Annotated in this window: 25 protein-coding genes; 6 read left to right on the forward strand and 19 right to left on the reverse strand. The window is 62.0% G+C overall.

What is annotated here, in order from left to right:
- The first annotated feature begins 55 nt into the window (after positions 1-55).
- Positions 56-268, forward strand: coding sequence for a Sec-independent protein translocase subunit TatA (tatA, locus tag AB3X95_RS11140; RefSeq protein ID WP_176122729.1), 213 nt, complete (start codon positions 56-58; stop codon positions 266-268).
- Positions 269-908: 640 nt separating this feature from the next.
- On the opposite strand, the gene AB3X95_RS11145 is transcribed toward tatA, so the two are convergent.
- The 9 genes from AB3X95_RS11145 to AB3X95_RS11185 form a co-directional block, all read right to left on the reverse strand.
- A complete protein-coding gene (locus AB3X95_RS11145) occupies positions 909-1,262 on the reverse strand; it encodes a DUF1428 domain-containing protein (RefSeq protein WP_368621339.1) in 354 nt (117 codons plus the stop codon).
- 238 nt (positions 1,263-1,500) lie between these two features.
- Positions 1,501-2,802 (reverse strand): MSMEG_0569 family flavin-dependent oxidoreductase, encoded by a 1,302-nt coding sequence (locus AB3X95_RS11150; protein WP_368621340.1) that lies wholly within the window; start codon positions 2,800-2,802, stop codon positions 1,501-1,503.
- Positions 2,803-2,872: 70 nt separating this feature from the next.
- On the reverse strand, positions 2,873-3,157 hold the full coding sequence (locus tag AB3X95_RS11155; RefSeq protein ID WP_176365478.1) for an MSMEG_0570 family nitrogen starvation response protein: 285 nt from the start codon (positions 3,155-3,157) through the stop codon (positions 2,873-2,875).
- A 23-nt stretch (positions 3,158-3,180) separates the two neighbouring features.
- Positions 3,181-4,347, reverse strand: a complete 1,167-nt coding sequence (locus tag AB3X95_RS11160) for an MSMEG_0565 family glycosyltransferase (RefSeq protein WP_176365477.1) — start codon at positions 4,345-4,347, stop codon at positions 3,181-3,183.
- Complete coding sequence (locus AB3X95_RS11165) at positions 4,344-5,330, reverse strand: sll0787 family AIR synthase-like protein (RefSeq protein ID WP_176365476.1); 987 nt, start codon at positions 5,328-5,330, stop codon at positions 4,344-4,346. Before AB3X95_RS11165 ends, AB3X95_RS11160 begins: the two co-directional genes overlap by 4 nt.
- Positions 5,327-5,890: an MSMEG_0567/Sll0786 family nitrogen starvation N-acetyltransferase gene (locus AB3X95_RS11170; protein ID WP_368621341.1), complete on the reverse strand. Its 564-nt coding sequence runs from the start codon at positions 5,888-5,890 to the stop codon at positions 5,327-5,329. The genes AB3X95_RS11165 and AB3X95_RS11170 overlap by 4 nt, the downstream gene beginning before the upstream one ends.
- Positions 5,891-5,892: 2 nt before the next feature.
- Positions 5,893-7,023 carry an MSMEG_0568 family radical SAM protein gene (locus AB3X95_RS11175; protein WP_368621342.1) on the reverse strand — a complete coding sequence of 377 codons (1,131 nt, stop codon included), beginning with the start codon at positions 7,021-7,023 and terminating at the stop codon, positions 5,893-5,895.
- The gene (locus tag AB3X95_RS11180; RefSeq protein WP_184227918.1) at positions 6,995-8,014 is read right to left on the reverse strand and encodes a Nit6803 family nitrilase; all 1,020 of its coding nucleotides are present in this window, start codon (positions 8,012-8,014) and stop codon (positions 6,995-6,997) included. Before AB3X95_RS11180 ends, AB3X95_RS11175 begins: the two co-directional genes overlap by 29 nt.
- An 18-nt stretch (positions 8,015-8,032) precedes the next feature.
- The gene (locus AB3X95_RS11185; protein ID WP_013093336.1) at positions 8,033-8,515 is read right to left on the reverse strand and encodes an MSMEG_0572/Sll0783 family nitrogen starvation response protein; all 483 of its coding nucleotides are present in this window, start codon (positions 8,513-8,515) and stop codon (positions 8,033-8,035) included.
- A gap of 395 nt (positions 8,516-8,910) precedes the next feature.
- Between AB3X95_RS11185 and AB3X95_RS11190 the strand changes: the two genes are divergently transcribed.
- A complete protein-coding gene (locus AB3X95_RS11190) occupies positions 8,911-10,302 on the forward strand; it encodes a PLP-dependent aminotransferase family protein (RefSeq protein ID WP_368621343.1) in 1,392 nt (463 codons plus the stop codon).
- Positions 10,303-10,326: 24 nt separating this feature from the next.
- Here the strand turns inward: AB3X95_RS11190 and AB3X95_RS11195 are convergent, their stop codons facing one another.
- Positions 10,327-10,518, reverse strand: a complete 192-nt coding sequence (locus AB3X95_RS11195; RefSeq protein ID WP_368621344.1) for a TOBE domain-containing protein — start codon at positions 10,516-10,518, stop codon at positions 10,327-10,329.
- A gap of 116 nt (positions 10,519-10,634) precedes the next feature.
- Entirely contained in the window at positions 10,635-11,618 is a 984-nt protein-coding gene (locus tag AB3X95_RS11200) for a TauD/TfdA family dioxygenase (protein WP_184227912.1), read from the reverse strand.
- A 489-nt stretch (positions 11,619-12,107) separates the two neighbouring features.
- On the opposite strand from AB3X95_RS11200, the gene AB3X95_RS11205 reads away from it, so the two are divergent.
- A complete protein-coding gene (locus AB3X95_RS11205) occupies positions 12,108-13,625 on the forward strand; it encodes an MmgE/PrpD family protein (RefSeq protein WP_368621345.1) in 1,518 nt (505 codons plus the stop codon).
- Positions 13,626-13,756: 131 nt separating this feature from the next.
- Here AB3X95_RS11205 and AB3X95_RS11210 read toward each other — a convergent pair whose 3' ends face one another.
- The 5 genes from AB3X95_RS11210 to AB3X95_RS11230 all read right to left on the reverse strand — a co-directional run bounded on the left by AB3X95_RS11210 (position 13,757) and on the right by AB3X95_RS11230 (position 17,719).
- The gene (locus tag AB3X95_RS11210; RefSeq protein ID WP_368621346.1) at positions 13,757-14,368 is read right to left on the reverse strand and encodes a LysE family translocator; all 612 of its coding nucleotides are present in this window, start codon (positions 14,366-14,368) and stop codon (positions 13,757-13,759) included.
- Between the two features lie 182 nt (positions 14,369-14,550).
- On the reverse strand, positions 14,551-15,360 hold the full coding sequence (locus AB3X95_RS11215; RefSeq protein WP_368621487.1) for an AraC family transcriptional regulator: 810 nt from the start codon (positions 15,358-15,360) through the stop codon (positions 14,551-14,553).
- A gap of 219 nt (positions 15,361-15,579) precedes the next feature.
- Complete coding sequence (locus tag AB3X95_RS11220) at positions 15,580-16,176, reverse strand: NADPH-dependent F420 reductase (protein ID WP_184227908.1); 597 nt, start codon at positions 16,174-16,176, stop codon at positions 15,580-15,582.
- A 27-nt stretch (positions 16,177-16,203) separates the two neighbouring features.
- Positions 16,204-16,971, reverse strand: coding sequence for an SDR family oxidoreductase (locus AB3X95_RS11225; RefSeq protein ID WP_176122828.1), 768 nt, complete (start codon positions 16,969-16,971; stop codon positions 16,204-16,206).
- Between the two features lie 13 nt (positions 16,972-16,984).
- A complete protein-coding gene (locus AB3X95_RS11230; RefSeq protein ID WP_368621347.1) occupies positions 16,985-17,719 on the reverse strand; it encodes an SDR family NAD(P)-dependent oxidoreductase in 735 nt (244 codons plus the stop codon).
- A 106-nt stretch (positions 17,720-17,825) separates the two neighbouring features.
- Here AB3X95_RS11230 and AB3X95_RS11235 point away from each other — a divergent pair, with 106 nt between their 5' ends.
- A complete protein-coding gene (locus AB3X95_RS11235; RefSeq protein WP_368621348.1) occupies positions 17,826-18,752 on the forward strand; it encodes a LysR family transcriptional regulator in 927 nt (308 codons plus the stop codon).
- Between the two features lie 79 nt (positions 18,753-18,831).
- Positions 18,832-19,959, forward strand: a complete 1,128-nt coding sequence (locus AB3X95_RS11240; RefSeq protein ID WP_368621349.1) for an aldo/keto reductase — start codon at positions 18,832-18,834, stop codon at positions 19,957-19,959.
- A gap of 11 nt (positions 19,960-19,970) precedes the next feature.
- Here AB3X95_RS11240 and AB3X95_RS11245 read toward each other — a convergent pair whose 3' ends face one another.
- Together AB3X95_RS11245 and AB3X95_RS11250 are read right to left on the reverse strand one after the other, a co-directional pair.
- Complete coding sequence (locus AB3X95_RS11245; protein WP_176122749.1) at positions 19,971-20,171, reverse strand: DUF2905 domain-containing protein; 201 nt, start codon at positions 20,169-20,171, stop codon at positions 19,971-19,973.
- Positions 20,172-20,214: 43 nt separating this feature from the next.
- On the reverse strand, positions 20,215-21,207 hold the full coding sequence (locus AB3X95_RS11250; RefSeq protein ID WP_368621350.1) for a LysR family transcriptional regulator: 993 nt from the start codon (positions 21,205-21,207) through the stop codon (positions 20,215-20,217).
- A gap of 95 nt (positions 21,208-21,302) precedes the next feature.
- On the opposite strand from AB3X95_RS11250, the gene AB3X95_RS11255 reads away from it, so the two are divergent.
- Positions 21,303-22,583, forward strand: coding sequence for an MFS transporter (locus tag AB3X95_RS11255; protein ID WP_368621351.1), 1,281 nt, complete (start codon positions 21,303-21,305; stop codon positions 22,581-22,583).
- Between the two features lie 795 nt (positions 22,584-23,378).
- Here the strand turns inward: AB3X95_RS11255 and AB3X95_RS11260 are convergent.
- Positions 23,379-25,796: a filamentous hemagglutinin N-terminal domain-containing protein gene (locus tag AB3X95_RS11260; protein ID WP_368621352.1), complete on the reverse strand. Its 2,418-nt coding sequence runs from the start codon at positions 25,794-25,796 to the stop codon at positions 23,379-23,381.
- Positions 25,797-25,886: the final 90 nt, after the last annotated feature.

A 25,886-nucleotide genomic window follows, 5' to 3' on the forward strand; every position in this document is an offset into this window, starting at 1 on the left:
GTGCGGAAAAGCTGCGCGTCATCGTTCAACGTTTTTCTAGTTCTAGAGGTTTGATATGGGAAGTCTCAGCATCGGTCATTGGCTAATCGTTCTGGCCATTATTGCGCTTGTTTTCGGCACCAAGAAATTACGTACCGCCGGTTCCGACCTGGGCGGGGCCTTCAAAGCATTCAAGGAAGGCATGGGTGGTGGGTCACCGTCGACCACTAATGCAGCCGCGGCCCAGCCGACGATTGATGTTCAGGCGAAGGATGTAATCGCGAAGTAACGGACCCGCCACATTAGCATCCGGAGCTACAGCCTCCGGTTTGCAGAAATTCGCTCGCTTCTGCGGTGTGCTCGGTACAAGCCCCGATCTCGCCGATATCCTGCCAGGCGGCCGCGCCGAGATCGTCCCACTCAATGTGAACAATAACAAGCCTGCGGTGCCGGCTCCAAAGGCAGTTGATGGTTGAGAGTGTTAGTTCGGCGATGCAGGCAGCAGGCGTCCGGCCGCTCGAGAGCTCCCCCGTCGGCAATCCGCCACATTGCTGACCTAAAATCCAGCCCGCTCCAATGTCGGCGCTGGCCGAATTGTGTGCTCACCCGAAACTGTCCTGATTGGCTACAAAGCAACTTGCCGCCAGCCTTACCTCGCACATTCAGCACACAGGCGACTTTGCCCTCGTCGATGTCCAGAGCATCCTGATAGCAAAACACTTCAAAAAAATAATTCCAAAAAGCTTACAGCGTGACCACCGGTCCACTCATTGAAGGTAGTCAAGCTCAGTGCCCCCGAAACGTTTTCAAGTTTCCAGACCGACAGCACAATTATCGGCAATAGGACACGCGTCGCTTTTTTCCGATTCTTTTGTTCACACACAGTCGGTTCGCGTCTCAACGCGAACCGACGCCATGTTCCTCTGCCATCACGCGTCGACAATCGTTTCGAAACCGCCATAAATTAGCCGCTGGCCGTCAAAAGGCATTGGATCTTTATCTGGTTGCACCCGCGGGTCGGCCATTACCGCTTTCATTCCTTTGTCTCGCGACTGGCGCGACGGCCAGACAACCCAGGAGAACACCACTGTCTCATCATCCTTGCGCTTGACCGCCATTGGAAACGACGTCACCTTGCCTTCCGGCACGTCATCTCCCCAGCATTCGACCACCTTCAACGCGCCGTGCTCCTTGAAGACGGCCGCCGCTCTTTCGGCGAACTGTCTGTAAACTTCGCGGTTGGCTGTAGGCACGGGGACAACAAATCCATCGACGTAAGTCATTCGTAACCTCCTTTTTCCCATACGGACTATAGGTGCGGTCGGCAGCGCATCGCAACACGACCGCCCATACGTACGACGAGCGGGGAGTCAAGAAATCGACAATAGTCGGTTCCCTTGCATCGATAGCCTGCTTCGACCCTAAGGGGCGCTTTCCGGGCATGGTCCCTTCTGTATAAGCGATCCCGTTTATCGTTTTGAGGCCGGGACGATCGTATTCTTCGAACGCGATGAATCAGCCTCATGCAGCGAGACTCGCCGATGCGGTATGCGATACACCGATTGCCGAGCGGATCGCATCGACGACATGCGCCGCATCGCGCGCAATGCCGGAGAAGCGGCCCGACCCCCAGGTATGCAGCCACGGCAAGCCGATGAAATACAGCCCGGCTTGCGGCGTCAAGCCGCGTACGTGGGCAGGATAGCCTCGTCCATTGAATACGGGGGCGTCGATCCAACTGAAGTCCGGCGTGAACCCGATGCACCAGATAATCGACCCGATGCCGCTCGCCGCCAGATCGAGCGACGTGCGTTCGCCTTCGGGCTTCCACACGGGTTCATACGGCACCCCCGGCGGCGCGTCGATGCCCTCTCTGTCGATGAAGGCATCGATGCTCGCATTGATGCGGTTGTACGTGTCGTCGGCGCTTTCCAGATTGCCGGTCAGGTTCGGCGAGAAATGAAGGTGGCCGTCGCGCACATCGTCGAGCCGGCCGTACAGTTCCATTCCTTCGAGCGCAAAGCGTCGCAAGTCGATATCGCGGCCGCCGTCGCGGCCCGTGACGTAGTGATTCGTGTTGTCCCGCACGCCTTCGCGCAACGGATGCTGATCGACGGGCATCTCGTAGTAGCCCATGTCGGCGAGCCAATCCACCACATCCCGGCCGCGATAGAAGCGCGCGCAACGCGGCGCCTCGCCGACCGCCAGATACACCTTGCGACCCGCGATCTGCAGGTCCTCCGCGATCTGCGCGCCGGATTGCCCCGATCCCACGACGAGCACCGCGCCTTCGGGCAAGGCCTGCGGACTGCGGTACTGCGACGACTGCAACTGCACGATGCCGTGCGGCAAGCGTTCCGCCATCCGCGGCACGATAGGCGTGTGATAGCCACCCGATGCGACGACCACATGATCGGCCGTGAATTCGCCATTCGACGTCGACACCACATAGCTGCCGTCATGCTGACACCTGACGCGCCTGACCTCCGTATGATCGACCACGGGCGCATCGACCATTTCGATGAATCCATCCAGATACGCGATGATCTCGTCCTTCTTCATGAAGCCGTGCGGATCGTCGCCGCGATACGGATAGCCGGGCAGCGCGCATTGCCAGTTCGGCGTGACGAGACAGAAAGCGTCCCAGCGCTGCGAGCGCCACGTGTGGGTGAGGGTGTGTTTCTCGATGACGAGATGATCGATGCCCGCTTCTTTCAGATAAAAACTGATCGATAGACCAGCCTGACCGCCGCCTACGACGATAACCGTATAGTGCGGAGCCTGGTTCGATCCGCTTTGCGTCATCGCATTCGAGTTCGACATGATTCGTTCCTGCTGTTCGTTGGATGGGCCGGCGCGCGGTCCTGCTCGTGACGCGCGCGGCACTCGGGTTTCACCAAAGTTCGACGATATGCACCTTGGCCTGCGCATCCGAGGCGAAGCGCTCCGCCTGCGCCTCGATCAGCGCAAGCTGGTCCATCGCAGCCGAGCACGCGAAGCCGTACTTCTCGCGTACGCGTTCCGAGCCGATATGAAGCGCTTCGCGCGCCCGTTCGACGAAGTCGTCGAGCGCATAGCGCTGCCCGGCAACGAAGTATTCGCCGACTACGGTCGAGGGCGAATAGCAGTTGGCCTCGGTGCCGTCCGGCCACTGGACCCTGAAATGCATGACAGGCATCGCGTTTCCTTTGAAAGAGAGATTCAGGCGGCGGGCAGTGCATAGCGCCGGTACAAACCGATATGGCAGCGGGCGCTCTCGCGCCAACTGAAGCGATTGAGCAGGTCGGGCACCGCGCACTCGAAGTCGATGCCCCCGCGCCGGTCGAGCGCGTGTTGCAGCGCTTGCGCGATGCTGCCCGCGTCGTCAGGTTGCGCCCAGCAGCAGACGCGATCATTCAGATGCTCCGTAAACGGCTCGATCCGCGAGACGACGACGGGCGTCCCCACGGCCAGCGCTTCCAGCACGACAAGCCCGAAACCCTCGCACAGCGACACCATCGATACGACATCGGCACGTCGCATCAATGCGGGAATCTCTTCGTCGTGCAGCGCGCCCGTGACGACGATTGCCTCGCCTCGTCCAATCGCGAGGTTCAATCGCGTGGCCCGCTCGGCGAATCGCCGTGTATAAGCGTCGTGATCGAGCAGGCTTGCGCCGCCTGCGATGACAAGTTGCCCATCGGGGTGCGTGCGTCGGAACAAAGCAAACGCGTCGAGAAGTTGCAGTGTGTTCTTGCGCGCTTCGATACCGCCCACCGCCAGTACGACCGGCGCACCACCGATTCCGAATTTCGCGAGCGCGGTCGTATCGTTCCCCGCGTCGGCGGGCCGGAAACGCTCGACATCGACGCCGTTGCTCACGGTCGATGCCGTGGTGCCGTAATCCTTCAGCATCCTGCGCGTCCATGCCTCGCTGACGCAGAAGACCGCGTCTGCATCCGCATACGCGCGCCGCTGCCATTCGATCAAACGAGGATCGCTGAACGCATCGAGATGATGGACGGTACGCACGAAGCCGCGTATCACCCCTTCCTGACGAAGCTCGGCGAGCGCATTGCCGCCGATCCCGTCTTGCGCGTGAAGGATGTCGAAGCCCGAAGGTCTGTCGGCGCGCAATGCGGCCTTGAGCGCGTCGATGCGCATCCGCACCATCGCTACCGTATCGTTGCCGTGCACATCGACCGGAGCCAGCACGATCCGGCACGGCGAAGCACGAAACATCCGCGCGCCATTGACCGAAGGCGCGAAGATCGTCACATCGTGCCCCGCGTCTTGCAGCGCGCGCCCGAGTTCGAGCGTGTGAACGACGCCGCCACGCGGATTCACCGAGTGCGTGAAGAGCGCAATGCGCAATGGCGTGGCGCTCATGCTGACACCGGCGCTGGCGCACCGATAAAAGGGCCATCGCCGAAACTCCATAGCAGCGCGCCATCCGTTTCTTGCATCACGACGACTTCGCGCGAGGCGTCCACGCGCCCTATCATTGCGCAAGCCAGATCGCGCTGCCGGAAGCGCGCAATGACTGCTTCGCAATGTTCTTCGCGCACCGACAGCAGGAAGCCGAAGCTCGGAAACGCGTTGAGCCAACGTTCGAAATCGACTTCCGCTGGCCGCGGAATCGCGTCGAGATCGATGCGCGCACCGACGCCCGAGCATTCGAGCAGCATCAACGACGTGCCGAGCACCCCCGCCATACTGATGTCTTTCGCCGCATCGCAAAGACCGCTTTCCGCGAGCAGCGGCAACAATTCGAGATCGCCGCGCAAGCGTTGCGCCGGTGCGCCGACCGATGCGTTCCAGAATGGATAGGGATCTTCGAAACGGCCCCGCAGATCGACGGCCATGATCAGACAATCGCCAGGCCGCGCGTTGAAACTCGACAGCAGCCTGTGCGCGCGGCCGACAATCGACACCGCCAGTTGCGGCTGAGCGCTGCGCGCATTGCTATGACCGCCGACGACGGGGACGCCATACGCGCGCGACGCCGCCGCCATACCCGCGAGAATCTCTTCGGCCGCGCCGAGCCCGTCGCTCCACAGCGCATCGACCACCGCAAGCGGCCGGCCGCCCATGGCGTAGACGTCGCTGATGTTGACCATCACGCTGCTATAGCCCGCGAACCAGGGCATCGACGCGACGAAATCGGACACCAGCCCTTCGATCGCAAAGAGCAGAAAACCGTCGCCATCGGCAATCGCCGCACAGTCGTCTCCCACTGCGACGGCCTGGGCGAGATCGCGCGCACCATGGGGCAAATGCGCCGCCAGCGATGCAACCACGCCCGCTATGTCGGTCTTGTGGCGAAAGCCGCGGCTTTCACGCATGCGTTCGACCAGATCGCGCAGGCTCATGATCGCCCCCGCGACGACGTGACGAAACCGCTCTCCGGCGTATGGCACGGCGGGTAGTGAGCGAGATCCGCCTCCATCAGATGATGCGGCCGGCCGAACAGCGTTTCTTCCGCGACCGTCTGCCAGTTCAGCCGCCGGAACAACGGTACGTTCTGGCTCTGCACATGCGCGAGAAAGGTCTCGCATCCAAGCGCATGCGCGCTGCAGACAGCCAGCCTGATCAGCGTCGAGCCGAGCTTGCCGTGCGAACGGAACGCGGCGTGCACCGCGAGGCGCGAGCCGAGCCACGTGCGCGGCTGCGTTGCGTGAATCCGCACCGTCCCCACCACCTGTTCGGGCACGCCGGCAATGCAACTGAGCGCGACGAGCAGCTTCGCATGACGGTCGATGTCGTCGCGGTCGTCGCCGACGAAGATGCCCTGTTCGACGCAGAACACCGCGCGCCGCAGTGCATACGCTTCGTTGCTTTCCCACGGCAGCGTGGCCCATTTCACGCGGTATTCGGCCGGCGTGAACGCAAGTGGCAACGCGTCGGATTCGTCGAAGGTTTCGCAGTACATGGTTAGGCCTCGTACGATGCCAGCGACGAGCACGCGCCGCATTTTCCGCAACCGGCCTTGATGTCGGCGGAGCGCATCTTCGCATCGCGCAGCATCGCGCCGAGCGGTGCGAGTATCGACTTCATGAAATCGGGCGTGGGCGCGGGGTGATCTTCGAGCGGCGTGCCGCTGATCGGCACGAACGGCACGACGAACGGATACACGCCGATATCGATCAACTCGCGCGAGATCGACAGGATCGCCTCGGCCGTATCGCCGAGACCCGCGAGTATGTACGTGCTGACCTGCCCCCTGCCGAACACCGCGACAGCCGCCCTGAACGCTTCCATGTAACGCGAAATGGGCACGCTCGCCTTGCCCGGCATCACGCGGGCGCGCACTTCGGGGCTCACCACCTCGAGATGCATACCCAGCGTATCGATGCCGCTCGCCTTCATTCGCTCGAACCAGAGGTCGTCGTCGGGCGGCTCGCATTGCGCCTGGATGGGCAGATCGACGGCCGCCCTGATCGCGAACGCGCTCTCGCATAGAATCCGCGCGCCGCGATCGGGCGTGGGTGGCGTGCCCGTCGTGAGCACCATGTGCCTGACGCCATCGAGCAGGACTGCGGCGCGCGCGACCTCGGCCAGCTGCTCCGGGGTCTTGCGCGCGATCGTGCGACCCGCCGCGAGCGACTGGCCGATCGCGCAAAACCTGCATGTCTTCTTGCGGCTTTCGTAGCGGATGCAGGTTTGCAGCACCGTCGTAGCGAGCACATCCGTTCCGTGCAGCGTCGCGATGTGCGAATAGGGCACGCCGTCGAGCGTTTGCAGCCGCGTGAAGCGTGGCGCTTTCGGGAAAGTGATGTTCGCAATCGGAATCGTGCCGCGCATCAGCGCGCTTTCGCCCGCTTCGTCGGGCACGCCCGCGACGAACGGCGAATTCCACGCCGAGCTCGTGTGCACCGGCACCATGATCGTCACGCCATCGACCGTCACGGCCTTGTGGTCGGAAGGTCCCGCGCCACCACGCCGGCTGGCGGCGCCCGCGCTCGGATCGACGAGACGCAGGCCCGCCGACTGCAACTCCGTACGCAATTCCATCATCTCGCGCGCACTTGCGCCCTCAGACGACAGATTCATGCTGGCATTCATCCTGACCTCCACTCGTGGTTTCGGACCCAAGGTCCGCGCTCGCGGTCGCAAACGCCGCAGACATTGGCGCGACGGGCGTCGCCGGGCGATCGTTGATGGCAAGACTGAGCAATTCAGGGCGCGCATAGTGGCCGACCGAATCCATCATGCGTTTGCGCTTGGTGATCAGCGCCATGTCGAGATCGGCGACGACCATCCCTTCGCCTTCGCGCAGCGGCTCGGCAAGGTGCTGCCCTTCGGGCGAAACGATGGCCGTCATGCAACCGCCGCGCAGCGCCTGTTGCAGCTTAGGGTCGGTCGTCACCGACTCGATTTGCGCTTCGCTGAGCCAGCCCGTCGAATTGACGACGAAGCAGCCCGATTCGAGCGCGTGATGACGGATCGTGACCTCGATCTGCTCGGCGAAAATCGGACCAACGAGCGAGCCGGGAAACTGGCTGCAATGGATCTCTTCGTGCTGCGTCATCAGCGCATAGCGCGCGAGCGGGTTGTAATGCTCCCAGCACGCGAGCGCGCCGACCCGTGCGATGCCCGTGTGCGCAACCTTGAGGCCCGCGGCGTCGCCTTGTCCCCAGATCATCCGTTCATGAAACGTCGGCGTGATCTTGCGGCGCTTGAGCACGAGGCGACCGTCGACGTCGAACACGAGTTGCGTGTTGTACAGGCTGCCGTGATCGCGCTCGTTGACGCCGAGCACGACGACCATCGCATGACGCCGCGCACGCTCCGACACAGCCTGAGTGACTGGCCCCGGCACGACGACGGCCTGCTCATACAGACGCATGTGATCGGCGCCCGACGCCACCGGCGGACGCACGAAAGAGAAATACGGGTAGTACGGCACGAATGTCTCGGGAAAGACGATCAGCCGTACGCCCTGTTGCGCGGCTTCGTCGATGGCGGCGCACACCTTCTCGAGCGTGCCGCCGGGACGCTCGAACTCCGGCGCAATCTGCACCGCCGCCGCACGGATGATTCGTTGCTCGGACATGATCGGCACCCGGCGCGCTCAAACGGTCCACGTGTGGATGATCAGCGCGTCTTCCTTGCGATGAAGCAACTGGAGATCGAGCACATCGAGCGGGTTGATCGGCCGGATGCCTTCGATCAGCGACGCCTCGCCGTGACCGTACAGTGCCTGCAATGCAAAGCGGCACGCATAGACCTTGCCGCCCTCCGCCATGAACTTGACCAGTTGGTTATTGAAATTCAGATGACCGGGAAACGCTTCGTCGCCGAGTGTCGGGAAGCCGCGTTGCAGGCCCAGCGTCACGCCCGGTCCATAGAGCAGCACCGACGTATCGAAGCCCTTGCGCTGCAGGCGCGTGGCCTGCAGAAGATTGACGAAGCCGATCGATCCTTCGAATGCGACCGTATGAAACGTCACCAGTGCTTTTTCACCGGGCTCGGCCTTGACGTCGGGAAAGACCTTCTCTTCGTAGTCGACCAGGTAGTCGCCTTTCTGATGCAGAGGTTGATTGACGGCGGGCATTTCGCTCTCCAACAAGTCGTGTCATTGATCGGATTGCTCAACCGGAAAGAACCGGATGGCGAATCGTTTATTGCAACGCGTGTGCCAATTTCCGGCCCGGTTCATGCAATCAACTTCCAATCAATCAGAACAGGATGGTTCGAGCGAACCGAAAAATTTCTTTAGGAGCCTTGTTCGACGGGCTTTTCAGACTATTTGCGAATTTGGTCGCGCACCGTCTTTGGGCAGCGAAAACGCATCGATCGCGTCTGCTTGGTGCGCACTACCCCGTAAGCGGGCACGGTCCGATCAATGCGATCAAGTCTTGAATTGAACCAATACCGATTATTTTTCGGGAGAACGCTGTGCCACTTTTGAATAAAGCCAATCAGGAATTCGCATTGGGAATTACTGGCATGGACAGTCTCACGCATCACTGGCTCAAACGGCTGACCGAAAGCCGCAAGCCGGCGTATCTCGTGATACCGGATCTGATCGAAGAGGATCTGGCGAGCGGACGTCTGCGTCCGCGCGACCGGTTGCCCGGATTGCGCGATCTTGCGGGTGCCTTGCATCTGAACTACACGACCATCGCGCGCGCCTATGCGGAGGCGCGCAAGCGCGGCCTGCTCGATGCTCGCGCGGGCAGCGGCACCTTCGTGCGTGGACGTACGCAGACCTTGCCGCTTGCCGGCGGAAGCAGTGTCGAGATGTCGATGAACATGCCGCCCGAGCCCCCCGAGCTTGCGGCCCGGTTGCGGGAATCGGCGGCGAGCCTGCTCGCGCATACCGATCCCTATCGCCTGCTGCGTTACCAGGACTTCGGCGGAACGCCCGACGATCGCGCGGCCGGCCGAGCGTGGCTCAAGCAACGCTTGCCGGATTGCGAAGAAGGTACGGTACTGGTGTGTCCCGGCATTCACAGTGCCCTCGTCGCGCTCGTATCGCAGCTTGCGCGACCGGGCGACACGATCTGCCTCGATACGCTCGCCTATCCGGGCATCAAGGCGATCGCCTCGCAAATGAGTGTGCGCCTGCAGCCACTGCCGCGCGACGACGAAGGTCCGCTGCCGCATGCATTCGAAGCGCTCTGCAGGAGCGAAAAACCGGGCGCGTTCTACTGCAACCCTACGCTGCAGAATCCGAGCACGCTCACGCTGTCGTTACAGCGGCGCGAGGCGCTCGCGGATGTCGCGCTGCGCTACAGCGTCCCCATCATCGAAGACGATGCCTACGGATGGCTGCCATCGAACAAGCCTGTGGCACTTGCCACGCTCGCCCCCGAACTGACGTGGTACGTCACCGGCTTTTCTAAAACGCTGGGTGCGGGCTTGCGTGTCGCCTATCTGCGCGCGCCCACTGTGCGGCAGACACAACGTGTGGCGGGCGCGTTGCGCGCCACGACTGTGATGCCGAGTCCTTTCACCGTGATGCTGGCAACGCAATGGGTCAATGACGGGACCGCACACGAAATGCTCGACGCGATCCGCAAAGAAGCCAATGCGCGCCAGGCGATCGCGGCACAGGAACTAGACGACTGGCACTACGACGCGCACGACGATGGCTTCCATTTATGGTTGCGGATTCCTCCGCATTGCGACTGGAACGCGCCGGAGCTCGCGCTGCAATTGCGCAACCAGGGCGTTGGCGCGGTGGGGGGCCCCGCTTTCTCCACGGACGGAAATCCGCCGAATGCAATCAGGCTCTGTCTCGGGGGCCCGCAAGACAGAGACGATTGTCGGTACGCGCTGCAGTGCGTGGCGCAGACATTGAACGATCCGCATCATCTGCACATTCCGATGATGTAAGCCTGCTTCATGCAGGCAGGGCCCTTAATTCAACCGGGCTCCGCTGTGCGCATCGAACAGATGTGTCCGCTCCGTACGCGGGAGCAGATGGATTCGGTCCCCTGGCCGGGCGTCGATACGCCCACGATACGCGACGATGAGATCCTGCCCGGCAAAACGCGCCGCTATCTGCGTCTCCGACCCGGTCGGTTCCACTACCACCACTTCAGCCGGCAAGCCGGCGAACCAGGCCCGGCAGCATCACTGTTGCGCCCAATACGGCGGCGGCCTGAAGCAGGCGTCGTCGTTGTGTCATATCCGGAGAGCCTCGCAATGGTTGTCGTCGATCTCGCTCAGGCGGCGGAAGCGGCCGGCTCGCGCGTGGCCTGCGGCGAGTCCACTTGCGTTTTTCGTTCCGGCCGCCGCAGAGTGCGGCTACGACGCCCGTCGACGGAAACCGCACGCTCACCCGCCACCGTCACGCGACGCACAAGGCGCTCCTGGGTGCCGTAATCGTTCACCGCGTAGTGTTGCGTTGCGCGGTTGTCCCAGATCGCCACATCGTTCTCACGCCACTGCCAGCGCACGGTGTTTTCGAGGCGGATCACGCGGTTTTGCAGGATCTCGAAGATTCGCGCGGACTCCGAACTCGACAGCCCCACGATGCGTTTGATGAAGTGGCCCAACAGCAAGGCTCTTTCGCCCGACACTGGATGCACGTGCACGATCGGATGTTCGGCTTCGTACACGGTCGACACGAACACGTTCTGGTGATGCGCGAGACGCGCCGCGGCGGACTGCGTGTCGGTTCCTGCGATACGCTCTGCACCGTAGTCGTAATCGTTGGTATGCACGGCCCACAGGGAGTCGGCGAGCCGTTTCAGATCGTCGGGCAAACGTTCGTAGGCGACGGCCGTGTTGGCCCACACCGTATCGCCGCCGTAAGCCGGAATCTTGACGCCACGGAGAATGGAAATCTTCGGGAACGCATCGACGAAGGTGACGTCCGTGTGCCAGGAATCTGCGCGGCCGCCACCTTTGGACGCATCCAGCTCGAACAGCGCCGTGCCTTCCGGCGACGGCACGGTCGGATGCGCGACCGTTTCGCCGAATCGTGCGCCGAACGCCTGGTGCGACACGTCGTCCAGATGTCCCTGATCGCGAAAGAACAGCACCTTGTACTTCACCAGCGCGCGATGGAGCGTGTCGATCACGGACTCGTCGAGCGCTGGAGAGAGCTTGAAATCCTGAACCTCTCCGCCAATCAATCCCGCCACACGCCGGATGCGCAGATTTTCAAATGAGGTGTCCAGATTCGATTGGGCAGAGGAACTCACGGATGGCACTCCTGTATGGACAGGCAGCAAGTGTAAAAACCGGCACGCCACGCACAAACCAATAAATAGGAATATTCATTCCGTACGTGGATTAATAAGCATTCGGCGGAACGATTGCCGAGGGGGCTCGCCATACATCCAGTGAGACATCCAGGCACGCATCGCCGAAGCGCCGGTCCGCAATTGCGCCCGGGTCTCGGCCAACCGCCCGCTTCCGTGAGCTGACACGCTCGCGATTCTTGCCCAAGGTCGGGGATTTACCTATTTCCGTCATTGGCCCGCAGGTGCAACATCGCATTACATTGCATAACATCCATGTATACGAAAGAGCCGTCTAAATGCACATACTAAAATGAAGACGTGACGCTGCTGGTCGCACCCGCGCCGCTACTATGTTGGGCCTGAATACACGGTAGTGGATTTGCGTTTATCGTCCGTAATGATCGAGAGGCGGATGCACTGTTCACCGGCCCCGTTTCAGAAAACAAAATGACCAAACTAAATCGCAGATCATTTATCCATACCTCAATTGCATCGGTCGGCGGATTGATGCTGACTCCCGCGTCCGCCTATGCGGATGCGACGGTGGCACAGAAGCCTCCAGCGCAGAGCCCCGCTGGCCCGGATGACATCGTTGCCCTTGCAGACTATTGTTTGCAGACCACCTATGACAACCTGCCGAGCGCGGTGATTGCCATAACCAAGAATCAGATTCTGGACACAGTGGGCGCGGCGCTAGGGGGCACCAATGAGCCAGGAGCCAAAGAGATACGCGAGTTCACCATCGATATGGCCGGCAAACGCGAAGCCGCAATCTGGGGTACCAGCATTCAGGTTCCCGCCCAGGATGCTGCTCGCGTCAATGCAATCATGGCTGACGCTCTCGACTATGACGATACCTATGAGCGGTCTTTCATGCACCCCTCGGTCATCACGATTCCGGCCGCCTTAGCCGTAACCGATATGCTCGGCAATGTCAGCGGCAGGGATCTAATTACGGCTACGGCTTTAGGCGTGGACCTTGCCTGTCGATTGGCCAATTCGGCACAGCCTGGCGTCGATGCGTTCATTGTGGGCTGGCACAACACTAGCCTTTATGGATATTTCGCTTCAACTTTTGTCGCAGGTAAGCTGATGGGGTTGACGCGCGATCAGTTGGTATCCGCGCTGGGTATTGCATTTCATCAAGCTTCGGGTAATTCGCAAGCACATCTGGACGGTGCGTTGACGAAGCGTATGGGCGCGGGCTTCGCTTCCTATGCCGGCGTAATGGCTGCGCGTCTATCTCAGCGGGGCGTCCAAGGAGCCAAAAATATTCTGGAAGGTAGCCGTGGCTTTTATTATCAGTTTCACGGTAACAAGTATTCGCGCGATTTCCTCTTTGAGGGATTAGGAAGTACTTTTGCCGCGACCGAGGTCTCGTTCAAACCATGGCCGTCGTGCCGTGGTAGTCATACGGCGGTGGATGCAGCGCTGACTATGTTTGCAGAGAACAAAATTGAAGCTCCCGATGTGGAAAGCATCACCATCTACAATGGCCCGGGCGAATATCTGCTTCTCGATTTTCCGCTTGGCAAAAAGCAGAACCTAACATCTGTCGTGGACGCGCAATTCAGCAATCCTTGGGTTGTGGCGTGCGCGTTGGTGGACCATAAGGTCGGATTCGAACATTTCACTGCGGCAGCGATCCGGCGCCCTGATCTGCTGGCAATGGTCAAACGCATCAACACGATGGAAGACAAAAGCCTGGCACGTCCGGGCGGCGGACCCGGTGCTACACGCCTTGACGTTTCTCTGAAAGATGGCCGGACGTTTACCAAAACGGTGGCATTTGCCAAAGGCGAACCCAAGAATCCAATGTCGCCCATCGAGTTCCGTCAAAAATTTCTCGATTGCACGAAAAAGGCGGGAATGAGTAGTGCGCAAGCCCAAGCGTTGATGGCCGACATTCAACAACTGGAGACCCTGCCAAAGGCCAACACCTTGACCACAGCAATGGCCTTGTAGCCGCGATCCTGCAGGGATTATATGGGCGGATTTACTAATCCTCCCCAAGGAATCGCGTCTTCCTCATCGTCGAACGGAATACATGCCAATACCGGGCATCCGAACGTCCACGCCGTGCCGGGATAGGAGGCCTACCGCTGCACCAAGGCTAGCTTGACCCCGACTCCGACGAACGCGGCTGCAAAGCTCCGGCGCATCCACTTGAGAACATCGGGGCGCGCAAGAATGCGGTCACGGACCCTCGCCGCGAAGACGCCGTATGCGATGAACACAACGAACGTCATCGCCATGAAGACGAGCGATAGTTCCAGCATGCGAAGCGCAGGCTGGTTTTCGCCGCGATCGATGAATTGCGGCAGGAACGCGAAGAAGAAGATCGAGAGTTTAGGGTTGAGAATATTCACGAGGATCGCGTGCAAGACCACATCCCGGTCGGTGCGGGCGGGGCTGTCGAACGTGATCTTCAACGGTCCTTTTTCCTCGAGTGTTTTCCATGCAATGAAAAGCAGGTAGGCGACGCCCGCATATTTGATCGCTGAGAACGCGACAGCGCTCGCATGCAGGAGCGCTGCCAGACCAGTGATCGCCGCCACCATGTGCGGCAGGATGCCGAACGTACAGCCCAATGCTGCGACGATTGCTGCACGCGCTCCACGAGACAAACCAGCGCCCGCTGTGACGAGTGCGCCGGTTCCGGGTGAAGCTACGACGATCAGCGACGTGACCAGAAATTCGATGCTCATGGCCTCTCCGTCGTGGATGCGCAAAACCAGAGCACACATGCGACGCGCGTTGGAATGTCGCGGCGAAAACAGGGGAAAAGGAAAAATAGCAAGATCGTGCCTCACGCCGGGGAAAGAGATTGAGCCTCGATTCTCGGCGTCGGCGGTCCGACGGTCTTGAACAAAATTGCAGGCGTAGGCGGTCAGCCGGCTCCGGTGGCGTACGCCCCCGGTGTCATGCCAAAACTACGGACGAACAGCCGCGTCATATGGCTCTGATCGGAGAAACCGCTCTGCGCGGCAGCTTCGGCGAGCCGCGCGCCATGACGGATCAACTGACGTGCGTGATGAATGCGGCGCTGCAGGATGTAGGCGTGGGGCGTGAGGCCGGTCGCTTTCGCGAAAGCGCGCAGGAACTGATAGCGGCTCAGCCCGGCTTCGTCTGCGAGTGCCGTGAGCGTCACCATCCCTGGGGGATCGTCATCGATCAGGGCGCGGGCCGAAGCGATTCCGGCTGGAATGCACCGGTGTGTGGCGGATGCGGGCTGGAGCAAGCTAGCTAGCACAAGCAGCAATGTCTCGTCTGCCCTGAGTCCGTGCGGGTCTGCAATCTTGCCAGTCATTGCGCGAAATAGCTGGCCGAATTGCGCTGCGAGTCGTCGGTCACTGACTTTTGGTTGGCTGAACTCGCAAGTCGCTCCTTTGCGGCCTTCCGTAATGTCCGTGGCCAGCTCGGCAACGATCGCGGGGTCGAGATACAGCATTCGCCATAAGCGCCCGCCGTCGCCGATCGGTGCCCCGTCATGCACTTCACCAGGGTTGACAGTGATTACGTCACCCGCACTGGCTTCGACGAGACCACGGCCGCTCGTCGATTTCTGTGCGCCGCGCTCGATCAGACCCACTCCAAACTGCTCATGGGTGTGGCGGCCAAAGACGAGCGTGGTGTCCGCTTCCACAGCTTCGATACCGCTTCTTTGGCAGATCAACAGCCTAAATTTGGTGCGTTTCATTTCGCTCATGACCTCCGGGTCTCGTCGCACCCACCCACGTTGCCAGTGCGAGTCATGTCATATCATGTATCCAACTGCCTGGACAGGGACCATGTCAATGTTTCGATTTTGGGGATTGTCGGTGATCCGGGCGCTGTTTTTGTGAATGAGTACACTCGGCCATCATGGCTCCGGCAATCGGCCACTCGATTCAGCGAAATATCCGGAAACCGTTCGTCATCAGTCGAACGTGATCAAGTCCTTGAAGATCAGTCGTCCCCAGTTATTTCCGCGCGCGTGCACAAGCAGTCCACCCTCCGAAAGCCCGCCAAGTTGGATTGGCGCGAAACCGAGTTTTTCCGCAAGCGCACCAATTTCCGCTGCGGCGCCGTCATCATCGCTCGCGAGGAACACGACTCTCCTGCCACCCTGCACGGCCGGGTCCTGGCCGAGGACGGCCGCAGCCAGATGATTGAAGCCTTTCACCAGCCTGGCTCCGGTGAACGCGTTCGCGACGAAAGCTGACGACGGGAGACCGTCGAGTTCCTCGGGCGGGGAGAACGTGTTCATCACGTCGACGATGATCTTTCCCTTCCAGTTGGGCAGCGCCTTCGCGACCTCCGCGTATGACTCGAAACGAACAGCCAAAAAGATGATGTCCGCCTTGACGGCTTCCGCCAGGGTTTTGGGAATGATCGTAGGTCCGATCGCTGCTGCATCGGAAGCAAAGCTTGCCGGGTCGCGCGTGGTTGCAACGGATACTTCGATGCCGTTGCCGGCGAACGCCCTGGCAAGTGCGTGGCCGATCTTGCCGAAGCCAATGATTGCGTAACTCATATGTTTCTCCATCGTTTCCCGGCGGGCTCAGAGCTTGTAGCCGCCGCTCGCTTCAATCGTTTGGCCGGTCACCCAATGACCTTCATCGGAGGCGAGGAACGCCACGACGGCCGCGATTTCTGAAGGCTCGCCAAAGCGGCCCAGCGCGATTTGGGCCTCGACCGCCTTGACGAGTTCGGGATTCGCCCGAAAATCGGCGTTCGCATCCGTTCGCGTGAAGCCCGGCGCTACGGCGTTCGCTGTGATCCCACGCGGCCCGAGCTCGATTGCGAGCGTATGGGTCAGGGTGTTGATCGCCGCTTTCGCCATCGAGTACACGGGCGCAGCCGTCACGGGCTTCGTGGCGGCTGCGGAAGAAATGTTGATGATGCGTCCACCATCGGCGAGTCGATCGAGAGCGGCCTGAATGATGAAGAACGGCGCGCGGGCGTAGACCGCCATCAGGGTGTCCCAACTCTCCGGCGTCGCGTCCTTGAAGCCAACCCAGCCGGAATTGCCAGCGTTGTTGACCAGAATGTCGAGGGCCTCGCTTCCGTTGCGCTTGATGAACTCGTCGTCGAGTCTCTCGAACAAGGCCGGCACGCTCGCCGGATCAACGAGATCCGCATGGATCGCGAACGCGCTGCCTTGCGCTTTCTCGATGGCCGCGATCGCCTCGTCCGCGCTGGATTTGCTGGCGTTGTAGGTTAGCGCGACTGTCGCACCATCCTTTGCAAGACGTTCGGCGATGGCGCGGCCAATGCCTCGTGATGCCCCGGTAACGAGAGCTGTTTTGCCCTTTAGAGGTTGTGTCATCTGATTTTTCTCCTCAGAGTTGTGCCAAGCCGCCGTCAACGGCGACCTCGCTGGCGGTCATGAAGCTGCTGTCCGACGACGCAAGAAAGGCGGCGACCGCCCCGATCTCCACCGGATCGGCCATACGCTGGAGCGGCGTCATCGCTCCGTAGGCCCTCTGGCCCTCTTCGCCTAGCGCCTCCTTCGCTAGTTCGGTCGCCGTCGCCCCGGGCGACAGCACGTTTATCCGGATGCCAGTGCCCTTCAGGTCTTCCGCCCAAGTCCGGGCAAGGTTGCGCACCGCTGCCTTGCTCGCGCTGTAGGCCGTGAACCCCGGGGCTCCTGTGGTGCCAGCGCTCGATCCGGTCAGGATGATCGAGCCGCCTGAGCCCATCAGCGGCAGCGCCTTCTGGACCGTGAAGATCGTCCCCTTCACATTGGTGTCGAAGGTGTCGTCAATGTGCTGGCCGGTGATCTGTCCGAGCGGAAGCGGGCTTCCCGTCCCCGCATTGGCGAAGACGATGTCCAGGGTTCCGCGCTCGGCCTTCACCGCCGCGTAGAGCCGGTCGAGGTCGGCCAGATCGGTGACCGAGCCCTTCACCGCGCGTGCATTGGGCCCGAGGGCGGCCACAGCGGCGTCGAGCGCTTCCTGCCGGCGGCCGAAGACGAAGACGAACGCGCCCTCCTCGATGAAGCGCTGAGCCGCAGCGCGGCCGATACCGGTAGCGCCGCCGGTGATCACGGCGGTCTTTCCATTCAGTCTGTTCATGTCATGCATCCTTCGAAACGAAAGCGACAAACAGGATTCTGCGGCTCTTGATTCATGAAGCCAATTGACTAAATATGGATGTCTCTCATCTATTGTTTAGATACATATGCTAGACAACGTCACGATCAATCAACTTCGGGCCTTCGTCGCCGTGTGTGATCACGGAAGCTTTTCCGGGGCTGCACGGGAGCTGAGGCGTGCACAGTCGGCGATCAGTCACGCGATCAGCGCTCTCGAAAGCGCCTTCGATGTGGTGCTGTTCGAGCGCAACACTCGCAAAGCGACGCTGACGGCTGCCGGCCGCAGCCTCCTGCCTGATGCTCGCGGTGTGATCTCGCGCACCGAGGAAATGAAGATGCGTGCGGTTGCCATTGCTGAAGCTGGGGTCCCACAGGTCTCGGTTGCCGTGGATAGCTACTTTCCACGTGCGCACCTGATCGAATGCCTGCGCACGTTGCAGGCGGACTTTCCAACGGTTGCAATCAATCTGCGCATGACGACCATGCAGGACGGCGAGCGTTTGGTTCGCGAAGGCATGTGCGCGTTGGCGGTGACGATCACGGACGTGCCGGAGCTGAGCCCCGGCACCATAGAAAGGCAGCATCTATGTGACGCGCAAATGGTGACCGTCTGTGGGCCATCTCATCCGCTGGCCTCAATCGCGGGGCCAATCCCGCGGGAGGAATTTGGCCGGCACATCCAGCTCGTCGTAACCGACAATCAGCCCGATGCGGAAAAGACCCAGCAGGGGGTCGCCAGTGAACGCCAGTGGCGGGTGAATGACCTCGGCGCGAAGCACGATCTGCTCAGAGGAAGCTTGTGCTGGGGGCACATGCCGCGCCATCTGGTCGAGGAAGACCTCTTGAAGGGGACACTTGTCGAACTCCAACGGCGCGCATGGCACATGCGCCCCCTCACGTTCATGATCTCGCAGCGGCGCGGCTACTTGTTTTCCGAATGCGAGGCACGGCTGGTCGAACTTCTCGGCAATCGTGATCCTTCGCAAACGGTGGGAAGACCGAGGCCAGCGTAACGCGCGGCCGCTGTCGACAGCGACACAAGAAACGCGCGCACAATAATGCGTCGCTTACCTCGCCCCGGAGGAAACAATCATGTCGCTCGATCGCTATACCCTGCTCGGTCGTTCCGGCCTGCGCGTGAGCCCGATGTCGCTCGGCACGATGACGTTCGGCACCGAATGGGGCTGGGGCGCCGACGAAGCAACGGCGCAGCGGCTCTTCGATCTATACGTCGACGCAGGCGGCAACTTCATTGATACGGCTGACCTTTACACGGAAGGCACGAGCGAGCAATGGGTCGGCCGCTTCACAGCGGCGCGCGCGATGCGCGAGCGGCTCGTGATCGCGACGAAGTACTCGTACAACGCGCAGCCCGGCAACCCGAACGCAGGCGGCAACCACCGGAAGAACCTGCTTCGGGCGCTCGAAGGCTCGCTCAGGCGGCTCGGCACAGACTACATCGATCTCTATTACCTGCACACGTGGGACCGCATGACGCCCGCCGACGAAGTGATGCGTGCGATGGACGACGCCGTCAGCGCTGGCAAGATCCGTTACGTCGGCCTCTCTGACGTGCCAGCGTGGTATGCGGGTCGGGCGCAGACGCTCGCGGACTGGCGCGGTTTCGAACCGGTCGCTGCAATGCAGTTGGAATACTCGATGATAGAACGCAACGCGGAACACGAGTTCGCGGACCTTGCTACACACCTCGGCATGGGGCTCGTGGCGTGGAGCCCGCTTGGCATGGGCGTGCTGTCGGGCAAATACCGTCCGTCGCAAGACGCCCAAAACCAGGCCGCTGTAACGGGCAGTGGTCGCCTGCAGACGCTAGGTGCCGCGCCGCCGCCCGGATTCGACAAGCTATCTGCGCGCAACTTTTCGATCGTCGCCGAGCTGGAGGCAGTCGCGCACGCTGCGAATCGGCCGATGGCCCAGGTCGCCCTGAACTGGCTGTATCAGAAACGGGGGGTTGCGAGCATCGTCGTCGGCGCGACGAAGGCCGCGCAGCTCGAACAATCGCTCGGTGCACTCGACTTCGTGCTGGCGCCCGAGTTGATTGCCAGGCTCGACGTGGCTTCGGAGCCGCCCCACCCGTTCCCGTACTACATGTTCGCGGATGGTCATCAGGCACGCATTCATGGACAGGTCGATGTGGCCGCACAACCGCCGAATCATGCCGACTTTCAGCGAGTACCCGCGCCGCAGCCCACCGGGAAGTGAGCAGCACACACTTACCGTCGCAACAACCACAAGAGCACTGACACCACGACCGAAATCACGATGCACGTGACGATCGGGAAATGGAAATTGATACCGCCGCGAACGATATGGATGTCGCCAGGCAGCCGCCCGAACGGGATACGCACGAACCAGCGCCATCCGAGGCCGGCAAGCAGGCACAGCACGCCCAAAAGAATGAGGAAGCGGTTCATGGTGCCCGGTCACTCACGAAAAAACCAATCGTGTCGAGGTCCCCTATCGAGAATGGCCCCAGCTACCGCGTCCATTCTTCCCGGGTTGCCTGCTGATAGCCGCGCCATCGACGCGCTCGAAGGAATCCGCCGCAGCCATCCCGTGGGCATGCAGCACCTCGGCCAGCGAATCGCGCAAGAGTGCGATCGGCCGCACGAGCCGTCCCGGTAGCGGGTGGTGAACGAGCCAGACCTCGACGCCTGATTCGAAATCCGTGACATCAATCACCTGCAACACGTCGCGAAACGGGCTGCGCGCAAGCACTTCCGGCGAGACGATCCCGATTCCGAGTTGGCGCGCGACAAGCGATAGCTGTAAGTCGGAGCCGAACGCCTCGACGGCGATGTTGAACGGCAACCCCGCCCGCGCGAGCGCGCGCGACAGCGCCGAGCGCATGCCGCAGCCGTCCTGGTTGAGCACCCACGGATGCTGCGCGAGGTATTCCAGCGTGACGGGCGTTTTCGGCAGCCCAAGCGAACGCGCCGCGACGACGGCAGTCGGCATGAAAGCGAGCCGCGTACTGACCAACGCCTCGGGCAGCGCGATATCACCGGGCATCAACACGACAGCGGCGTCTACCTGCGCCAGTTCGACCGATTGCAGCAGACGCGGTGACCAGCCCGCCGTAACACGCAGCGTCAGCTTGGCGTAGGTGCCGCGCAAGCGGTCGAGCGGCTGTTCGAGCGCGAGGTCGGAGAGGAACGGCGGCACGCCGATGCGCAGTTCGCCTTCCGGCTCGCTGTCTGGGGACGCGACGGCCAGCAGTTCGTCGACGGCGCCGAGCACGTTACGCGCCAGCAGGTAGACCTCCCGCCCGGCGGCGGTCGGCTTGAGCGGCTTCTCCTGACGGTCGAGCAACGCGAGAGCCAGTGTGCTTTCGAGGCTCTGGATGCGGCGCGTCAGGCCGGGCTGGGTTAGATGGAGCCGTTCGGCGGCAGCGACGACTGAGCCACACTCGACGACGGCCACGAACGCCTGTAGATCACGCGTGTTCAAAACAATCTCGCATAATCATTATCAATACATTTCAATTGTCGCATAACGATGCGACTTCTAGCATAGACCATAAGTCCTTCAACCGGAGCGTCGTCATGGACCGCCCCGCAGATCTTTCATCCTGTACCGTCGGCCAGCCGCACGCCGAACGCGCCGACGAGCGCCAGACCGGCCAGCTCACCACGCCGATGACGGTTTTTTTCGCCACCGCAATCGGTCTCATCATCATCAACCTGTTCGCCGCGCAGCCGCTCACCGGCCCGATTGCCACCGCGCTGAATCTGCCCCATGCGCTCGGCGGCCTCGTCTCGATGCTGCCGCAGTTCGGCTACGCCACTGGGCTCGTGCTGCTCGTTCCGTTGGTCGATCTGATCGAGAACCGCCGCCTGATCGTACGGACGCTGTTCTGCTGCGCATTGCTCCTCGCTGTGCCGATGTTCGCGCGTTCGGCGTGGGTGTGCCTTGCCGCGCTATTCCTCGCGGGCGCGACATCGACCGTGATCCAGATGCTCGTGCCGATGGCCGCGTCGATGGCGCCCGAGGCCCAGCGCGGCCGCGCCGTGGGCAACGTGATGAGCGGCTTGATGATCGGTATCCTGCTGTCGCGGCCGCTCGCCAGTGTCATCACGGCTTGGGCCGGTTGGCGCGCGTTCTACGGCACGACCGCGCTGATCAATGCGTTGCTCGCGGGTGTGCTCATGCGGCACCTGCCCTACCGCGCGCCACCGGTAATCACACGCTACGCTGCCTTGCTGCGATCGCTCTGGACGCTTCTCGCGCGTGAACGCATCCTGCAGCGGCGCGCAGTCTCCGCCGCTTTGGCGATGGGGGCATTTAGCGCGTTCTGGGCGTCGGTCGGACTACGGCTCGCGCAGGCACCGTTCGGATTCAGCATGCACGGGATCGCGCTTTTCGCGCTCGCGGGTGCGAGCGGCGCGGTCGTCACGCCGCTCGCCGGCCAAGCGGGCGACCGCGGGCACGGTCGCAGCGCGCTTCTGTTCGCGCACCTGTTGATCATCGCGGCCCTTGTGCTGATCGCCGTGGCGGGATCGGGCGGACTGGGGTTCGCCCCGCAGGCCCACCCCCGGCTCGCGATCGCGGCGCTAGTCATCGGCGGTGCGGCGATCGACACAGGCGTCGTCATCGATCAGACGCTTGGCCGCCGCGCCGTCAATCTCATGAATCCCGCCGCGCGCGGGCGGCTGAACGGGCTGTTCGTCGGTGCGTTCATGGTCGGCGGCGCGCTGGGAGCGGCGCTCTCGGGAGCCGGATGGGCTGTCGCGGGGTGGCGCGGTGTCTGTGGCGTGGGCGTTGCATTCGCGGGTGCAGCCTTTGCCTATGGTGTCGCGGGCCGCTCCAACCGGGTGGGAACCTGAGGCCTGCAACGCGGTTGAGCGCGCGTGGCCCGGCGCGCACAATGCGTTCAAGGCACCGCGAAATCGCGCGCCCCCGCAGGTTTGACAGCCAGCACGCAAAAGGCCTTATCTGTTTCGACAAGCCTCGCTTCGATGAAGCCAGCAGTTGTTAGTCGTTCGATCAACCCGCTCGGCTGCTGACCCGAATAGGTGGTGAACCCGAGTGCGACCTTGCTCCCGATTTCATGACACGCCGAATCTCAGCCAGGCCAGTTTCCGAGTCCGGCCAAAGTTGCATGGAGGCCGGCTGTTGATTTCAATATGCGCAAGACGACCCTGCGCTCAATATCGAACAATTCCAGAGTCGGGCAATTATCGACTGACTGCCCATCCGCGAACAAATCGCACGTGGAGCAAAGTATCCAGATGCGGTCAAGGAACAGCAGCTTTTCGCCGAATTGATTAAATTCAACCGTCAAGTTGCAGCACATCGACGGAAGTCGGTCATCAGTTTCCGCGACATCGATGTCGATGCGGAACGGACTGCGAAGCGCAATTCGACAGGGCCCAGCACACGGGGCTATGGTGATGAAGGAGGGCTCGCCAACCAGGCAATGCTCGCGGGACCAATCGGTTGAGCGAAAAAGGCATTGGAGACAAGCTGCTGATCACCGGCTCAGTTGGCCATCTTCGGACGTTCGCAGACATGCTCAGGCAGGCAGTCGGAGGCCGGCTTCCCCCCAATCTGTCGTTGCAATGCCACCAGCCGACGCGGCTGAGCCAGTTCTGCGTGCGCGCCCCAGTTCGCTGCAGCGCCTAGGGCGCTAGTTGCCAGCGCAGGATCGGGTGGGTCGCGCCCGCCGGTATGACCCACGTCCCGGTCTCACTGAAATCCCACGAGACGTCAAAGCTGGCCGGATTGCTCATCTGTGCGGTCGTGAGCCCGTTGGACGCGGGTAGCTGCGCGCCGTACCCGCTGCTCTTCGTTCGCGTTGTCGTCTCCTTGTCCCAGTAGACGTTGGACGCCAGCGGCACTCCAGCCGGTAAGCCCTGGTAGGCGACGATGCCGCCATAAGTGCCATAATCCGGGCCCTGCAAAATTGGTCCTAAGACTTCGCCCGACGCAAACGACTGCTCGATGAGGCCGGTATTCGATTGAGCCAGTCCGCCGGCGCTGAATGGGCCGCTCACTTGCCCCGTTGCATACGACTGCGAAATCGTTCCGCCGTTAGCGCCGACCAGACCGCCACCGGAGCCATGATAGCCGCCGCTCACCGTCCCTGTCGCATAAGATTGCACGATGGTACCGCCGTTGCCACCGACGAGGCCGCCGAGCAGGCCGGCAGAACCGACGAACGCGCTGCTCCACGAGCGCTCGATCAGGCCGTCGTTGTATCCAACGAGGCCGCCGAGGACCGCGCCTTCGAACGCGCCGGAACCGCGGCCGCCGGTAGTGTAGGCGTAGGTAATCAAGCCATGATTCTCGCCGGCCAGAATGCCCAGCGGGAGCCCGCTCGGGAAATAGAAATTGGTCACGACCCGGGCGTTGGTCATCCCGACATTGCGCACGACGCCGGTCGGCCCGATCGCGCCGAACAGTCCCATCGCCGGCTGCTCGGTCGAGCTCTGATCAAACTGGGTGAACCTGTCGATCACATGCCTCATGCCGTCGAACTGGCCGGAAAATGGCGTGGTCGCATTGCCGAGCGAAGAGAAAGCGAAAGACGTATCGGTCGCACTGGCGTCGAGGTCTTTGCCGAGCGCATATGCGCCGCCGAGATCGAGCGCGATGTTCTGTAAATCGCCAACCGAATTGACCAGCTTGTAGCCGGTCACCTGGGCGATGAGACCGCTATACGGAGCTGCTGTCCATGCGCTGTTCGCGACGATCGTGCCGGGATTGTAGCTGCCGTTCATGTCGTAGAGGGCGCTGACAATGCCGGTACTTTTCGACCAGTCGATGGTCCCATCGCTGGTCACGCTGCCGCCGTTGTCGATGCCTGACGCGTCGGCGCGTAAGGTCAGGTTGCCCGTGCCGTCGTTCGCGATGGTCGTGCCCGACGTCACCGAGACGTGGCGGTACGCCGCGAGCGTGAGCGAAGCCGGACCTGACCAGCGCAGGCTCGACGTGACACCCAGGTCGCCCGTTGCGCCGTTCGCGCCCGTCGTGGTGACGTTGACCGAGGTGCCGTCGTTCAGGCTGCGGTGCAACGCATGCGCGGCGGCATCATCGATCGTGAAAGCGGGTGTCAGGAGATTCCATTGCCTTGCATCGACCACTGTGTGCCTGCCGAACGTCAGTTGTGCCGCCTGGGTATCGACCGTTCCGCCGCTGCCGTCCGCGTTGCCTGCGGCGATCCCGCCGAGTTGGTCCACACGGCCGCTGTCGGCCACCAGCCACACATGGCCGTCGCGGCTTGCCGTGCCCGTCGCGCGGATGCGCGTGCCGCTACCGGCGAGCGCATAGACGTTGCCATCGGCGGCCTGCAGGTTGACCTGCGCGGCGTTGATGAGCCCCTTGTTGACCACGGTGCCCTGACTGCCCGTCTGCACGAACACCTGCCGGTTGCCCGCTGAGTCCTGCAACAGCACCTGGCCCCCTGCAGCCAGTTCCGCCGTGCCGTTGGGCGCTGCCACGGTGCCGGCGTTGATGACTGCGTGTCGCGCAATCAGCAACACATCGCCGCCACTCGAACTGATGCTGCCCAGGTTGACCACGCTTGCATCGGAGCCGCCCGAGAGCGTAAGCGCGCTGCTGCCGCTCATGAATGCACTGTTGCAGACATCGAGGGTGGACGCGACGAAGCGGCCACCGGTGCTGACCACACCCGACGGACCCACGACGATGCCCTGCGGATTGATCACATAGAGGCTTCCCGTTGCGCTGAGCCTGCCAAAAATGGCCGAGGGCGGGCCACCCGTTACCCGGTTCAGGGTCGCGCCCGTGCCGTTGTCGAACGTCACGCTGTTGTGCCTGCCGATCGAGAAACTGCTCCAGTCGATCACGCCGCGCGTCGAACCCGGTTGCGTGATCAAAAGAGCGTTGCCCTGGTTAACTATCGTGCCAGTACCGGCAGTATATGTGCCGCCTTGCGGAAGGCGGCCCGCCGCGAACGCAACGGGTGTCAGGGACAGTCCAGTCAGCGAAATGCCGACGGCAAGCCAGATGCGGCCGCGCCAGTGCTGTCGACGCAGTGCGCGTCGCGAGGGCCAGGGTAGTTTCGAATGCGACATACAGCCCCCTTTCCGCTGCGTGCGGAATGGCTGCCGACGACCCGCAGAGTCGACCGGAAATGCATGAGTCGCTGTGTCTGAAGAATAGCA

Origin of the sequence: Paraburkholderia sp. BR13444, from assembly GCF_040948755.1 — a bacterium.
Taxonomy (GTDB): domain Bacteria; phylum Pseudomonadota; class Gammaproteobacteria; order Burkholderiales; family Burkholderiaceae; genus Paraburkholderia; species Paraburkholderia youngii.